Annotated in this window: 12 protein-coding genes; 2 read left to right on the forward strand and 10 right to left on the reverse strand. The window is 68.3% G+C overall.

Features of this window, described 5'->3' with window-relative positions; genetic code table 11:
- Nucleotides 1–50: 50 nt before the first annotated feature.
- From G3I71_RS06785 to G3I71_RS06800, 4 genes are read right to left on the reverse strand one after another with little or no spacing between them, the layout of a single operon-like run.
- Complete coding sequence (locus G3I71_RS06785; RefSeq protein ID WP_164313011.1) at nucleotides 51–1,019, reverse strand: ABC transporter substrate-binding protein; 969 nt, start codon at nucleotides 1,017–1,019, stop codon at nucleotides 51–53.
- Between the two features lie 13 nt (nucleotides 1,020–1,032).
- A complete protein-coding gene (locus G3I71_RS06790) occupies nucleotides 1,033–3,054 on the reverse strand; it encodes a proline/glycine betaine ABC transporter permease (RefSeq protein WP_164313012.1) in 2,022 nt (673 codons plus the stop codon).
- Nucleotides 3,051–4,163, reverse strand: coding sequence for a glycine betaine/L-proline ABC transporter ATP-binding protein (locus G3I71_RS06795; RefSeq protein ID WP_164313013.1), 1,113 nt, complete (start codon nucleotides 4,161–4,163; stop codon nucleotides 3,051–3,053). Before G3I71_RS06795 ends, G3I71_RS06790 begins: the two co-directional genes overlap by 4 nt.
- A gap of 20 nt (nucleotides 4,164–4,183) precedes the next feature.
- Nucleotides 4,184–5,656 (reverse strand): aldehyde dehydrogenase family protein, encoded by a 1,473-nt coding sequence (locus G3I71_RS06800; protein ID WP_164313014.1) that lies wholly within the window; start codon nucleotides 5,654–5,656, stop codon nucleotides 4,184–4,186.
- A gap of 321 nt (nucleotides 5,657–5,977) precedes the next feature.
- Between G3I71_RS06800 and purU the strand changes: the two genes are divergently transcribed.
- Nucleotides 5,978–6,859 carry a formyltetrahydrofolate deformylase gene (purU, locus tag G3I71_RS06805; RefSeq protein ID WP_164313015.1) on the forward strand — a complete coding sequence of 294 codons (882 nt, stop codon included), beginning with the start codon at nucleotides 5,978–5,980 and terminating at the stop codon, nucleotides 6,857–6,859.
- Between the two features lie 135 nt (nucleotides 6,860–6,994).
- Here purU and G3I71_RS06810 read toward each other — a convergent pair whose 3' ends face one another.
- From G3I71_RS06810 to betA, 3 genes are all read right to left on the reverse strand, one after another.
- Entirely contained in the window at nucleotides 6,995–7,579 is a 585-nt protein-coding gene (locus G3I71_RS06810) for a TerD family protein (RefSeq protein ID WP_164313016.1), read from the reverse strand.
- A 184-nt stretch (nucleotides 7,580–7,763) separates the two neighbouring features.
- On the reverse strand, nucleotides 7,764–8,600 hold the full coding sequence (locus tag G3I71_RS06815) for a methylenetetrahydrofolate reductase (RefSeq protein WP_164313017.1): 837 nt from the start codon (nucleotides 8,598–8,600) through the stop codon (nucleotides 7,764–7,766).
- A 9-nt stretch (nucleotides 8,601–8,609) separates the two neighbouring features.
- Nucleotides 8,610–10,289: a choline dehydrogenase gene (gene betA, locus G3I71_RS06820; RefSeq protein ID WP_164313018.1), complete on the reverse strand. Its 1,680-nt coding sequence runs from the start codon at nucleotides 10,287–10,289 to the stop codon at nucleotides 8,610–8,612.
- Nucleotides 10,290–10,490: 201 nt separating this feature from the next.
- On the opposite strand from betA, the gene G3I71_RS06825 reads away from it, so the two are divergent.
- Nucleotides 10,491–11,237, forward strand: a complete 747-nt coding sequence (locus G3I71_RS06825; RefSeq protein WP_164313226.1) for an IclR family transcriptional regulator — start codon at nucleotides 10,491–10,493, stop codon at nucleotides 11,235–11,237.
- 70 nt (nucleotides 11,238–11,307) lie between these two features.
- Here the strand turns inward: G3I71_RS06825 and G3I71_RS06830 are convergent, their stop codons facing one another.
- The 3 genes from G3I71_RS06830 to G3I71_RS06840 all read right to left on the reverse strand — a co-directional run bounded on the left by G3I71_RS06830 (nucleotide 11,308) and on the right by G3I71_RS06840 (nucleotide 14,122).
- Complete coding sequence (locus tag G3I71_RS06830; RefSeq protein WP_164313019.1) at nucleotides 11,308–12,432, reverse strand: aromatic ring-hydroxylating dioxygenase subunit alpha; 1,125 nt, start codon at nucleotides 12,430–12,432, stop codon at nucleotides 11,308–11,310.
- A gap of 164 nt (nucleotides 12,433–12,596) precedes the next feature.
- Nucleotides 12,597–13,763, reverse strand: a complete 1,167-nt coding sequence (locus G3I71_RS06835; protein ID WP_164313020.1) for an FAD-dependent oxidoreductase — start codon at nucleotides 13,761–13,763, stop codon at nucleotides 12,597–12,599.
- Nucleotides 13,760–14,122 carry a bifunctional 3-phenylpropionate/cinnamic acid dioxygenase ferredoxin subunit gene (locus G3I71_RS06840; protein ID WP_164313021.1) on the reverse strand — a complete coding sequence of 121 codons (363 nt, stop codon included), beginning with the start codon at nucleotides 14,120–14,122 and terminating at the stop codon, nucleotides 13,760–13,762. The genes G3I71_RS06835 and G3I71_RS06840 overlap by 4 nt, the downstream gene beginning before the upstream one ends.
- Between the last annotated feature and the right edge of the window lie 152 nt (nucleotides 14,123–14,274).

Below are 14,274 nucleotides of genomic sequence, written 5' to 3' on the forward strand. Positions count from 1 at the left end.
GTCGTACTCGACGGGATTCAGGCGGGACCAGGTGCTGCCTGATCCACGTACTACTTGATCCAGGCGTCGACCTTCGCCTTGTTGGCGTCGACCCACTTCTTCGCCGCCGCCTCGGGGGTCATCTTGTCCTTCGCGATGTACTTCGCGACGAGATTCTGATCCTCGTTCGTCCAGTTGAAGTTCTTTACCAGGTCATAGGCGGGGCTGCCGGACTTGGCGAACTTCGTGCTGACGATCTTGTCCAGATCGTCCACCCCGTAGTCGCAGGCGACCTTCTCCGGGTCGGCTTCACAGCCCTTCGTGTAGTCGGGGAGGTTCACCCTGACAAGAGGCAGGTCCGCGAGGAACCACTGCGGCTCGTAGAAGTAACCGAGCAGCGGTGTCTTGTTGGCCTCGGACTGGCGAAACGCCTGGATGACCGCGGGTTCGCTGCCTGCCTGCACGACCTTGTAGTTGAGTTTGAGGTTCTTCACCAGCGCCGCGTCGTAGCTCACATAGGACGGGTCGCTGTCCAGCATCTGCCCCTTGCCGGCGGACTCCGACGTCTTGAACAGGGAGGCGTACTTGTTGAGGTTCTCCCAATTGGTGATGTCCGGGTACTTCTTCGCCATCCACGGCGCCACGTACCAGCCGATGAGGCCCTTGTTACCCGTCGGGCCGGCCTCGACGGCCACCTTCTGCTGGGTGATGAACTTCTTCTTGAGGTCGTCGTGGCCCCAGTTCTCCAGGATGGCGTCGATCTCGCCGGTCCCGAAGCCCTGCCAGGCGATCTCTTCCTTGAGGTTCTTCTTCTTGACCGTACAGCCGAGATCCTTCTCCGCGACGTACGCGACGACGGCCGCGTTCGCCTCGTAACCGACCCACGGGTTGACCGCGAGGTTGAAGGTGCCGCACTTACCGGAGCTGCCCGCGTCGGACGAGCTGTCGCCCACCTTCGCACCGCTGCACGCTGTGAGGGTGAGGCCGAGGACCGCTACACCGGCCGCGCCGACTCTCCACTGTCCTGCTTGCCATGCCATGATCCGTGCTCCCTTATGCGCTGGTACGTCGCGCCGCTGCCTGAGTGATCCGGTCGAACATGACTCCGAGCAGTACGATGGCGAACCCCGCCGCCAGCCCCTTGCCGTACAGCTCGCTCTGTGAGAATCCGGCCACCACGTCGTAGCCGAGGGCGCCCGCTCCCACCAGGCCGCCCATCACAACCATCGACAGCACGTAGATCAGGCCCTGGTTGGTCGCGAGCGTCAGGGCACTGCGTGACATCGGCAGTTGAACCTTGGTGATGATCTGCCAGGTGTTGCACCCTGCTGACGTGGCCGCTTCCACGGTGGTCGCGGGCACAGCTCGCACACCGTCCGCGATGATCTTTATCGCGACCGGCACCGCGTAGACGACGGCGGCGACGATCGCCGTGAAGCGCGTCGCGCCGAACAGTGCGAGGAACGGCACCAGGTAGACGAACGGCGGCATCACCTGCGCCGCGTCCAGCGAGGGCCGCAACACCCGGTCCACGAGCATGCTGCGCCCCATCCACACCCCGAAGACGATGCCGAGCAGCATGACGAGCAGCGTCGCCACGACGGTCGACGCGAGTGTCGTCATGGCGTCCGACCAGAGACCCGTGCCGATCAGCAGGCCCACACACACCGCCGTGGTGATCCCGGCCGTCCAGCCGCCGAGCACCACGCCGAGGGCGATCAGTACCGCGCCGACGAGCCACCACGGGGAGTCGGTGAGCAGCGACTGGAACGGGTTGAGCAGGCCGTTGGTGAGGGCGTCGCGCAAGGCGTTCGTGAGACCCGACAGGTTGTCCTGCGCCCAGGTCGTCACGTCGTCCGCCGCGCTCGCGATGTTGCTGCCCGCGCTGCCCGCTCCCGGGAACTCCGCCGCCCACACGTAGGTGTGCGACAGGTAGACGAGGACTGCGGTGACCACCGCTCCCGCCACCACCAACTGCCGCCGCCTGGCGAGGAGTCGGCCGCCCGAGCGCCGGGCCGCCTCCGCGCGTCCACTCGCCGCGGTCGTGACACGGTCAAGGACGATGGCCATGACCACGATCGCGAGGCCCGCGTTGAAGGCCGTACCGACGTCGAGGGACTGCAGCGCCTGCACGACGGTCCGGCCGAGGCCGGGCGCGTCGATCAGGGCGGCGACGGTCGCCATGGCGAGGGCGGCCATGATGGTCTGGTTGACGCCCATCACGACGGTCCGCTTCGACATCGGCAGCAGGACCTTCAGCAGCGACTGCCACCGGGTCGCGCCCAGCGAGTCCGCCGCCTCGACCGTGGTCTCGGGCACGGACCGGATGGCGTGCGCGGTGATACGGATCGCCGGCGGGGCCGCGTAGATGACGGTGGCGATGGTCGCGGAGGCGCCGCCGATCAGGAAGATCAGGGTCAGCGGGGCGAGGTAGACCATGGTGGGCATCGTCTGCATGAAGTCGAGGAATGGCGTCATGATCCGGTTGACCCGGTCGGACAGCCCCACCCACACGCCCAGCGGGATCGCGAACAGCAGCGCCACGAACACCGCGGAGAGCGTCAGGGCGAGCGTGTCCATGCTCTCCTGCCACAGCCCCTGGAGCCCGAAGAAGGTGAACCCGGCCACGGTCAGCAGCGCCACCCGCCAGTTGCCCACGGCCCAGGAGACGAACCCGGCGATGCCGACGACACCGAGCCACCCGATCTGCGGGAGCGGGCGGGTGTCGGAGGGCTGGGAGATCAGGTGCTGGACGAGGGTCACCAGGTTGTCGATGACCAGGCGGATCTCGTTGAAGAAGTAGAGGAAGAGCGGGTTGGAGTTGCGGTTGGCGCCGATCGAGTCGTTGACGTCGTTCAGCCACCGGTGCAGCCCGGTGAGGTCCGCCGCCGCGAGCGTCAGGGTGTTCGTGCCGCGCAGTACGGCGAACAGCACCAGCCAGACGACCACGATCGCCCCGACCACCATGCGCCGACTGACCCGGCGTACGGCGGCGACGGGCGCGGCGGCCTCGGGCACCGCGTCCGCCGGTTGCGGCGGCTCGGGTGTCGGGGGTTTCTCCATGGCGACGGTCATCGCACGTCGCCTGCCTGTCCCTGTCCGGCGACTTCCTGTCCGGCGACGACCGCGAGGATCTCCTCGTCGCCGACGATGCCGAGCAGCTTGCCGTTCTCGACGACCTTGACCGGCTTCTCGGCGGCCAGGACGGCCCGGGTGGCCTCCCGTACGACGACGTCCGGACCCAGCTCGGGACCGTCGAGGGCGTCGCCGTCCACCGGCGGGCGCATGATCCAGCGCAGGGTGAGGACGTCGGCGCGCGGCACGTCCTTCACGAACTCGCGTACGTAGTCGTCGGCGGGAGCGCCCACCAGCTCATCGCCCGTCCCGCACTGGACCATCTTGCCGTCGCGCATGATGAGGATGCGGTCGCCCAGTTTGAGGGCCTCGGAGAGGTCGTGGGTGATGAAGACCATCGTCTTGCCGACCTCGTGGTGCAGCCGGATGACCTCGTTCTGCATGTCCCGGCGGATCAGCGGGTCGAGCGCGGAGAACGGCTCGTCGAAGAGAAGAACCTCCGGATCGCCCGCCAACGCCCTTGCCAGGCCCACGCGTTGCTGCATGCCGCCGGAGAGCTGGTCGGGGTAGGAGTTCTCGTACCCCGAGAGACCGACGAGCTCGACGACCTCCAGGGCCCGCTTCATACGCTCGGCCCGGCCCATCCCGCGTATCTCGAGGCCGAAGCTCACATTGTCGACGACCCGCCGGTGCGGAAGCAGCCCGAAGTGCTGGAAGACCATGGAGAACTTCTGGCGGCGCAGCTCGCGCAGCCGTTTGTCGTCGACGTCGCGAATGTTCTCGCCCTCGAAGACGATCTCACCGGCGGTGGGTTCGATCAGCCGGGTGAGACATCGCACCAGGGTCGACTTGCCGGAACCCGACAGACCCATGACGACGAACACCTCGCCGGGCGCCACGTCGAAGTCGATGTCGCGTACGGCGGCGGTGCATCCCGTACGGTCCATCAGCTCGCGTCGGGTGAGCCCGCACAGCTCCTCCGATCCCGGTACCCGGTCGGCCTTCGGCCCGAACACCTTCCACAGGCCGCGCACGGAGATGACCGGCGTGCCGTCCGAATCCTTGAGCGTGCCGCGCCGCTGCGGCACCTCGGTCTGTACTGGGGTCACGATCGACCTCTTTTCGGCGTTCAGCCGCGGAACCAGTGCTGCGGCCGGGGTTGGATGTTCTGCCAGATGTGCTTGGGCTCTCGGTACTCGTCCAGGCCGCTCGGTCCCAACTCCCGGCCCACACCTGAGTGTCCGAACCCACCCCATTCCGCCTGCGGCACATAGGGGTGGTAGTCGTTGATCCACACGGTGCCGTGGCGCAGCCGCCGGGCGACCCGCTGGGCCTTCCCGCCGTCCTGCGTCCACACGGCGCCGGCGAGTCCGTACTCGGTGTCGTTGGCGATGCGGACGGCATCGTCCTCGTCACCGCTGAACCGCTCGACGGTGAGCACGGGCCCGAAGGACTCCTCGTGCACCACCCGCATGTCCTGGGTGCACTCGTCGAGCACGGTGGGCGGGTAGTAGTGCCCGTCGGCGAGCGCGGGATCGTCCGGCCGCTCACCGCCGCAGCGCAGTACGGCGCCCTCGGCGAGCCCGGCGGCGACATACGCCTCGACCTTCGCCAGGTGCCCGGCGGAGATCAGCGCGCCGGTCTCGGCCTCGGCGTCGAAGGGCCCGCCGAGCCGGATCTGCCGGGCCCGCCGCACGACCTCGTCCACGAACCGGTCGTGGAGGGAATCCTCGACGATGAGCCGCGCACCGGCGGAACAGACCTGCCCGGAGTGCAGGAAGACGGCGGTGAGGGCGAAGTCGACGGCCGTCTCGAAGTCGGCGTCGGCGAACACGACGTTGGGGTTCTTGCCGCCGAGTTCCAGGGCCACCTTCTTCACACCCGCGGCGGCGGTGGCCATGACGCGCTTGCCGGTCTCCAGTCCCCCGGTGAAGGAGACCATGTCGACGCCGGGGTCCTCGGAGAGCGGCGCCCCGACCTCGGGCCCGGCGCCCAGCACCAGGTTGGCGACGCCGGCGGGCAGCCCGGCCTCGGCGAGCGCCCTCATGAGGAGGATCGAGGTGGAGGGAGTGAGTTCGCTCGGCTTGAGAACGATCGTGTTGCCGGCGAGAAGGGCCGGGGCGACTTTCCAACTGGCTTGCAGGAGTGGGTAGTTCCAGGGAGTGATGAGCCCGCACACCCCCACCGGCTCGTACACCACCCGGCTGACGGCGTCATCGCGGCCGGTGTCGATCACCCGGCCGGCATCCGTGCCACCGATCCCGCCGTAGTGGCGGAAGCAGGAGACGACGTCGGCGATGTCGTACTCGCTCTCCACCAGCCGCTTGCCGGTGTCCAGCGACTCGGCGCGGGCGAACTCCTTGGCATCGCGCTCGACGATGTCCGCGGTGCGCAGAAGCAGTTGGCCGCGCTCCCGTTCGGGGGTACGCGGCCAGGGTCCTGTGTCGAAGGCACGGCGGGCTGCGGCGATCGCGGCCTCGGCGTCGGGACGTGTCCCTTCCGAGACGGTGGCGGCGAGCCTGCCGTCAGCGGGACATCGTATTTCGCGGCGGCCACCGGCCACCGGCTCCCGCCATTCACCGTCCACATACAGGTCTGCCACGCGCCAAGCCTTTCAACTGAAATTCGTTGCGCATCGTGCACCCAATTGCTTGTGGTGGAACACCCTGGCCAATGTGCGGACATACGTCAAGTAGTTGGCGGATGACGATTTCGACAGGGGCTCATCAGGGGCTCAGCTGGGCGCACAGTCATGCACACGGTCGCCCGCACGGCGGCGTACGCAGTCTCGCGCACAGTCGACCAGCCACTGACCGGCCGCTGACCGGCCGCTGACCGGCCACCCTTGACCGGAGCGGCCGGCGAGCCGACCATGTTGCGTATCGCTCACCATGTTGTGCAATACGCACCAACGGAGGCCGACGTGTCCCCTAAGTTTCCTCGCCCGGTAGCTGGAAGTGAGTACGTCCTCACCCTCTCGTGCCCCGACAGCTCGGGGCTGGTCCACGCCGTGAGCGGCTTTCTCGTCCGGAACTCGGGAAACATCCTGGAGAGCCAGCAGTTCGATGATCGACTCCAGGGCCGTTTCTTCATGAGGGTCCACTTCGATGTTTCCGATCCGAACGCGGACCTGGAAAACCTGCGTTACCGATTCGGCCCCGTCGCCGAGGCCTACGGCATCTCCTGGACCCTGCGGGACGCGTCGACCCCGACCCGCACCCTGATCATGGTGTCCAGGTTCGGCCACTGCCTGAACGACCTGCTGTTCCGCCGCCGCACGGGTGGCCTGAACATCGAGATCCCGGCGATCGTCTCCAACCACCGCGACTTCGAGGGCCTGGCGGAGAGCTACGGCATCCCCTTCCACCACATTCCGGTGACGCGGGACACGAAGCCGGAGGCGGAGGCTCGACTGCTGGAGCTGGTAAGGGAGTTGGACATCGACCTGGTGGTGCTGGCCCGCTATATGCAGGTCCTCACCGACGACCTGTGCAAGGAGCTGGAGGGGCGCGCGATCAACATCCACCACTCCTTCCTGCCCAGCTTCAAGGGCGCACGTCCCTACGACCAGGCCTACGACCGCGGAGTGAAGCTCGTGGGCGCGACGGCGCACTACGTCACGTCCGACCTGGACGAGGGCCAGATCATCGAGCAGGACGTGGTCCGGGTGGACCACTCCCTCGACCCCGGCGAGCTGGTGACGGTGGGCCGGGACGTGGAGGCCCAGGTACTGGCCCACGCGGTGAAGTGGCACAGCGAGAGCCGGGTGATGGTGGAGGGGAGCCGGACGGTGGTGTTTCGGTAAGGGCGCGGCCGCGTGTGAGGAGTGGGCGTCCGTATACAGCGCCGGACACCTCACGCACAGTCCGTCCACAGCGAAGCGTCCGCAGGGAGGTCGTCGGCGACGGGCCGACGACCCCTCACTCCCTGCGATGTACGTCTACTTGCTTGCCGCGAAGCGCATCAGGGCGAGTTCGTCGCCCTGCTTGATCTTCCCCGTCGTGTTGATCACCTCCAGCTTCCAGGCGGCGCCGGACCGCACGGCCTTGGCGACGGCGCAGCCGTTGTCCGTGGTGAGCATGCTGGGCCAGATGTCGGCGACCTGCTGGGTGCTGCCGCCACTCGCGTCGTACACCTTGAAACTGATGTTGCGCGCCTTCTGGAAGGAACTGCCCTTCTTGTAGGCGGCGGCGATGAACACGATCGAGGTGATGTGGGGCGGGATCTTCGCGAACTCGACCGTGACGGTCTCGTCGTCGCCGTCCCCGTGCCCCGTCTGGTTGTCCCCGCTGTGGAGCAGGGAGCCGTTGCCGATGGGGTCGAGCGAGTCGAGACCCGCCAGGCGCACCGGGTCGCCGTCGTGCAGGGCGATGGCGATCAGGTCGAGATCGGTACCGGTCTTGCGGCGGAGTTTGCCCATCACTCCGCCGCTCGCGCCGGAGGTGGGGTCCCAGGAGGCCCCGATCGACAGATGGGTCACCCCGTCCAGGTCCGCCGGGCCGTCTTCCTTCGTGAGCGTAATCATGGGCCCATACTGCCTGGGCCTTCACCGAGGTCCCCGAACGGGCCCGCCATGACGACCAGAGACTCCTTGGCCACGGTTCCCGACAGATGCTCGCCGGGCCGTGGCCCAGGGGTAGTCAGGGGCAGTCAAGGCCGAGTCGGGTCGCCGGGACCGCGTGGAGGAGTCGGCGCCCCGGAGGCGGACCTCAGCCGTCCAACCGGTCCAGCAAAGCGCAGCGCCACCGCTCCGTCTCCGCGACCTGGTTGAACGTGAACAGGTGGAGGCCCGCCACCCCCGCCCCGGGCGCCGTGAGCGGGCCCTCCGCCCGGGAGAGCAGGCTTTCCGGCGAGTATCCCCCGGGCGCCGCGAACCGCAGGAACCACGACGCGTGCTTCGTCAGGAAGCGCGTCGACTCGCCCACCCCGATCTTCGTCGCCATGGACAACAGCTTCGCCCGCTGCACAGGCCCCGCGACACCCACGTATACGGGCAGGCCGACCTCCCGGCGCCGCACCCGGCCGACCCACTCCCCCAGCACGCGCGCGTCGAAGCACAGGTTGCTGACGATGTACGTCGCGTGCTCGCGCTTGTCCCACATGGCCTGGATGGTGACGTCGTCGTGGATGAGCGGATGGCTCTCGGGGTATCCGGTGACGCCGACATGCGTGAACGGGCTGCCCAGCTCGCCGAGTCTGCGCAGCACCGGCAGGGCACCCTCGTAGGCCCCGGCGGGCGGATCCGCGTCGCCCGCCGGCACGAAGACGTCGTCCACGCCCGTCTCGCGCAACCGGTCGACGACGTCCTTCAGATGCGCGTCGTCCCGCAGCAGCCGGGCCGGCACATGCGGGACGACGCGATAACCGTGCGCCGACAGGCGTCCGACGAGGTCGAGCGTCGGCTCCAGCCCCTTGACCGGCGACGCCGTCACGGTGATGACGACGTCGCGCGGAACGTGGGCGAGAACCTTGTCCTCGGTCGACTTGGCAGGCAGCACCTCGTAACGGACGCGCTCCAGCAGCGCCCTCAACCCTGAAGCACCCAACGTCTACCCCTACCCCGCCTGCTGCGTGTCGGCGTCACGGTGGCGGTAGTACGCCGCCTTGGAAGCCGGCAGCGGCTGCTTGTCGAGGATGAGGTCGGCGGCCTTCTCGGCGATCATCATCACCGGCGCGTAGATGTTGCCGTTGGTGACGTAGGGCATGACGGAGGCGTCGACGACCCGCAGCCCCTCCACACCGTGCACCCGCAGACTCTCCGGGTCGACGACGGCCATCTCGTCCTCCGCGGGCCCCATCTTGCAGGTGCAGGACGGGTGCAGGGCCGTCTCGCCCTCCTTGGCGACCCAGTCGAGGATCTCCTCGTCCGTCGCCACCTTCGCGCCCGGCGAGACCTCGCCGTCGTTGTACGGAGCCATGGCCGGCTGGCTGAGGAGCTTGCGCGCCACGCGGATCGCCTCGACCCACTCCCGCCGGTCCTGCTCGGTGGAGAGGTAGTTGAAGCGCAGCGCCGGATGCTCGCGCGGGTCCCTGCTCTTGATCTTCACCGAGCCGATGGCGTCGGAGTACATGGGGCCCACGTGCACCTGGTAGCCGTGGCCGCCGGCCGGCGAGGAGCCGTCGTAGCGGACGGCGATGGGCAGGAAGTGGAACATCAGGTTGGGGTAGTCGACGTCCTCGTTGCTGCGGGCGAAGCCGCCGGCCTCGAAGTGGTTGGTGGCGGCGGGACCCTTGCGGAACAGCCACTGCAACCCGATGAAGGGAGCGCGCCACTTCGCCATGTACGGCTGCATGGACACCGGCTGCTTGCAGGCGTACTGGACGTACACCTCCAGGTGGTCCTGCATGTTCTCGCCGACGCCGGGGAGGTCGTGGACGACGTCGACACCGAGGGCGCTCAGTTCCTCCGCGTTACCGACGCCCGAGAGCTGGAGCAGTTGCGGGGAGTTGATCGCGCCGCCGCAGAGGATGACCTCCTTGGCGCGGACCTGCTGGAGCGCGCCCTTGCCGCGCTGGTACTCGACTCCGACGGCCCGTTTGCCCTCGAAGAGGACGCGGGTGACGAGGGCACGTGTTTTGACGGTGAGGTTGGGCCGCTTCCGGACGGGCTTGAGGTACGCCTTGGACGCCGAGAGCCGGCGCCCCCGGTGGACGTTCCGGTCGAACTTGGCGAAGCCCTCCTGCCGGTACCCGTTGACGTCGTCGGTGGGCGCGTACCCCGCTTCCTCGGTGGCCTTGAGGAAGGCGCCGAAGAGGGGGTTGGTGGCCGGGCCGCGTTCGAGGACGAGGGGGCCGTCGTGTCCGCGGAACTCGTCGTCCGGGTCGGCGGCGAGACAGTTCTCCATGCGCCGGAAGTACGGCAGACAGTGCGCGTAGTCCCACTTCTCCATGCCGGGGTCGGCCGCCCAGCGCTCGTAGTCCAGGGGGTTTCCGCGCTGGAAGATCATGCCGTTGATGCTGCTGGAGCCGCCGAGCACCTTGCCGCGCGCGTGGTAGACGCGCCGGCCGCCCATGTGCGGTTCGGGCTCGGACTCGTACTTCCAGTCGTAGAACCGGCTGCCGATGGGATAGGTCAGCGCCGCGGGCATGTGGATGAAGACGTCCCACGGGTAGTCGGGCCGGCCTGCCTCCAGGACCAGCACCCTGTTCGCCGGGTCCGCCGAGAGCCTGTTCGCAAGTGCGCTGCCGGCCGATCCGCCGCCGACGATGACGAAGTCGTATTGCAGGGGAGCCATGATGTCTCGTCTCGCTCGCGCCGTAGATACGCGAGGCATGCTAATCCAGTAGCGCCATACGCACCAGGTTGCGGGACACGCAACATGCAAGCTCTTGGTTTCGGGGTTGTTACTTGCAATGGCGTTGTTTACTGCGCGTATAGTTTCGCTGTGAGCAACCACAGCACAGACACCGAAACGTCCAATTCACAGGCCGGCGGAGTGCAGTCGGTCGACCGCGCGATCAGCGTTCTGGAAATCCTCGCCCAGCGTGGCGAGGCAGGCGTCAGCGAGGTCGCTGCCGAGATAGATGTTCACAAATCCACCGCTTTCCGGCTGCTGGGCGCCCTTGAGTCGCGCGGTCTCGTGGAGCAGGCCGGCGAGCGCGGCAAGTACCGCCTCGGCTTCGGTATCGTCCGGCTGGCCGGCGCGGTCACGGGCAGTATCGACATCACCCAGCAGGGCCGCCCGGTCTGCGAGCAGCTCGCCGAGGAGATCGGCGAGACCGTCAACATCGCCGTGATGCAGGAGCACTACGCCGTCAACCTGTTCGAGGCACGCGGCCCCGGAGCCGTCAGCGCGTACAACTGGGTCGGCCAGCTGACCCCGCTGCACGCCACCTCCAGCGGCAAGATCCTGCTGGCCCACCTGCCCGCGAAGGAGCGGGGCGCGTTGCTGAACGGGGCGGGTCTGAAGAAGGTCACCCCGCACACGATCACCGCGAAGTCGAAGCTGGAGAAGGACCTCGCGGAGGCGCGGGAGCGGGGGTACGCGTGGACGCAGGAGGAGCTGGAGCTCGGGCTGCATGCGATGGCGGCGCCTATCCGGGACCGGGAGGGGGTTGTTGTGGCTGCGGTGAGTGCGTCGGGGCCTTCTTACCGGTTCACGACGGAGCGGTTGCATGAGCTGGCGCCGCTGCTGGTGAAGGGGGCGGGGGAGATCAGTCACCGGATGGGGTATCTGGGCTGAGTTCGTTGGGTGCGGGTGAGTGGGGGCTTGTCGCGCAGTTCCCCGCGCCCCTGAATCGCGCCCCCCGCTTCTAACTACCGCCCAGGCGCTCGGTCACCCAGTCGTGGAAGGCCCCGATGTGGTGCTCGCTCGGCACCAGCACACCCCCCTTCGCATACAGCCGGGAGTGCATTCCGGGCTGGGTGCGCTCGCAGGCCTCGAAGTCCTGGCGGTTGACGCGGTCGAAGAGTTCCACGGACCGGCTGACGTCCTTGCCGCTCTCGACGACGTGCGGGAGATACAGCCAGTCGCACTCGACGATCGTGCGGTCGGCGGCCACCGGGTACATGCGGTGGAAGATCACGTGGTCGGGTACGAGGTTGATGAACACCTGCGGTCTGACGGTGATCGCGTAGTAGCGGCGGTCCTGGTCCTCGGCGACGCCCGGGATGCGGTCCAGGCCCTCGGAGCCGTCGATGGTGAACCCCTGGACCTCCCCGCCGAACTCGGCGCCGTGGCCGACGTAGTACTGGGCGGCGTACCCGTCGGCGAACTCGGGGAGCACCTCGGTGAGTTCGGGGTGGATCGTGGCGCAGTGGTAGCACTCCATGAAGTTCTCGATGATGAGCTTCCAGTTGGCCTTCACGTCGTAGACGATCCGCTTGCCGACCGAGAGGTTGTCGATGTCGTAGTGCTCGATCGACTCGACGTCACCGAGCCGGCCGATGACCTCGCCGATGACGTCCTCCTCGAAGGAGGGCGGGTTCTCGGCGAGGCAGACCCAGACATAGCCGAGCCATTCCCGGACGGCCACGCTGACCAGCCCGTACTCGGTACGCCCCACATCCGGCATCTTCGTGAGGTTGGGCGCGGCGACGAGCTTGCCGTCCAGGCCGTACGTCCAGGCGTGGTACGGGCACTGGAAGGCCCGCTTGACCTCGCCGGACTCCTCGGTGCAGAGCTTGGCGCCACGGTGCCGGCAGACGTTGAAGTAGGCGCGGATCGAGTTGTCCCGCGCCCGCGTCACGAGGATGCTCTCGCGGCCCACGTCGACGGTCCGGAAGGCCCCGGGCTTCGCCAGTTCGGACGCGCGCGCGACACAGAACCACATGGTCTCGAATATGCGCTCCTGCTCCTGCGCGAAGATCCCCGCGTCCGTGTAGGAGGAGCCGGGCAGGGTCGCGATCAGACTGTCGGGCAGGCTGGTCGAGGTCACGGTGCACTCCTCGGAGAAACGTCGTGGTCGGAATGGATCAACTAGATGAGCGGGACGCACCGAGGGTCGCGCCCCGCAGGGGCGCGCCCTCTAGGGGCGCGGGGCTGTATCTATCTGCGGCTCCGCCGCGGGGCGCGACCAGCCCCCACGGGCGCGCAGACGAATCACCGCACAGCCGGCGCAGCCAACTGCTTGCGCCACCGCACGAAAAGCCGAGGCTGATTCATCCCGAGAACAGCGACCGGCTCCCCGGCCCGCCGATAAACAGCCAGGACGTTGCGGTCACCGACCGCACCTTCCTCGACCGTCACGCTGTCAGCGACACCCGCGTGACCGACAAACTGGATCTTCACCCCGTACTGGTCGGACCAGAAATAGGGCGGCCTGGGCACCCCCGGCTCCACCGCACCCCCGGCCAACAAGGCAGCCACGGCAGCAGCGGGACGCTCAAGCGCACCCGTCCAGTGCTCGACCCGGCGATGGGTGCCCACCCGGGGGTCGTACCAGTTGGCGCAGTCGCCGACCGCGACCACACCGGCGAGGCTGGTGCGGCCGTCGGCGCCGCACTTGACGCCGTTCTCGAGGGCGACGCCGGACCCGGCCAGCCAGTCGACGCAGGGGCGCGCGCCCACCCCGACGACGACGATGTCGGCGGGAACACTGCGTCCGTCCGCCAGCAGAACGGCCTCGACCTGGCGCTCCCCGCTCAGCCCCTTGACCCCGACGCCGCACAGCAGCCGTACGCCGTGGTCGGCGTGCAGGCCGGAGACGACGGCGCCCATGGTCTCGCCGAGCGGTCCGGCGAGCGGTGTCGGGGCGGCCTCGATCACCGTCACGTCGAGGCCGAGGGCGTACGCGGTGGAGGCGACCTCGGCGCCGATGAAGCCGCCGCCGATCACCACCAGCCGTCCGCCGCGGGCCAGTTCGTCGCGCAGGGCGCGGGCGTCGTCGAGGGTGCGCAGCGTGTGCACGCCGGCGAGGCCGTCGGCGCCCGGCAGGGTGCGGGCGGCGGCGCCGGTCGCGATGACGATGCCGTCGGCGCGGATGCCCCGGCCGTCGGCGAGGCGGACGGACCGGTCGGTGCGGTCGAGGCCGGTTGCGCGGGTGCCCAGCAGCCACTCCGCGCGGAGGTCCTCGCCGTCCGTCTCCAGTCCGAGATCCGCCTCGCCGAGGGTTCCGGCCAGGAACTCCTTGGACAACGGCGGTCTGTCGTACGGGCGGTGAGCCTCGTCGCCGATCAGAACCAGCCGTCCGTCATAGCCCTGCTTGCGCAGGGAGCGCGCCGCCGACAGTCCGGCCAGCGAGGCGCCCACCACGGCCACCGTCCTCACGCGGGACCCCCGGCGAGCCGGGACGCGATGCAGGGCGGCAGGTTGGGGGCGTCCGTGGACACCCGTACGTGGATCATGCCGTCCTCGACGACGACCTCGTGCGTCCGCACCGGCAGCTTGGCCGGCGGAGAGTCGACCGCGCCGGTGCGCAGGTCGAACTTCGAGGCGTGCAGGGGGCATTCCACCTCGCAGCCCTCCAGCCAGCCGTCGGCGAGCGAGGCATCCTGGTGGGTGCAGGTGTCGTCGATGGCGAAGACTTCGCCGTCGTCGGTGTGGAACACCGAGACGGGCGGGTCGATGTCGAGCCGGAAGGCCTCACCTCGCGGGAGATCCGCGAGACGGCACGCGGGAATCATCATGACACCTCGGTGCGTATAGCGAAACGGATTGCGGTAAGCGCAACGTCAGTTTGAGGGCGCCCAGAACCCTTGTCAAGAAGTCCAGGGGCCTGGATGAGCCATTGCTCGGGTTGCGCCCTGAACAACACGATGCACATTGCACAACCGTAAAC

This window comes from Streptomyces sp. SID12501 (genome assembly GCF_010550245.1).
Lineage (GTDB): Bacteria > Actinomycetota > Actinomycetes > Streptomycetales > Streptomycetaceae > Streptomyces.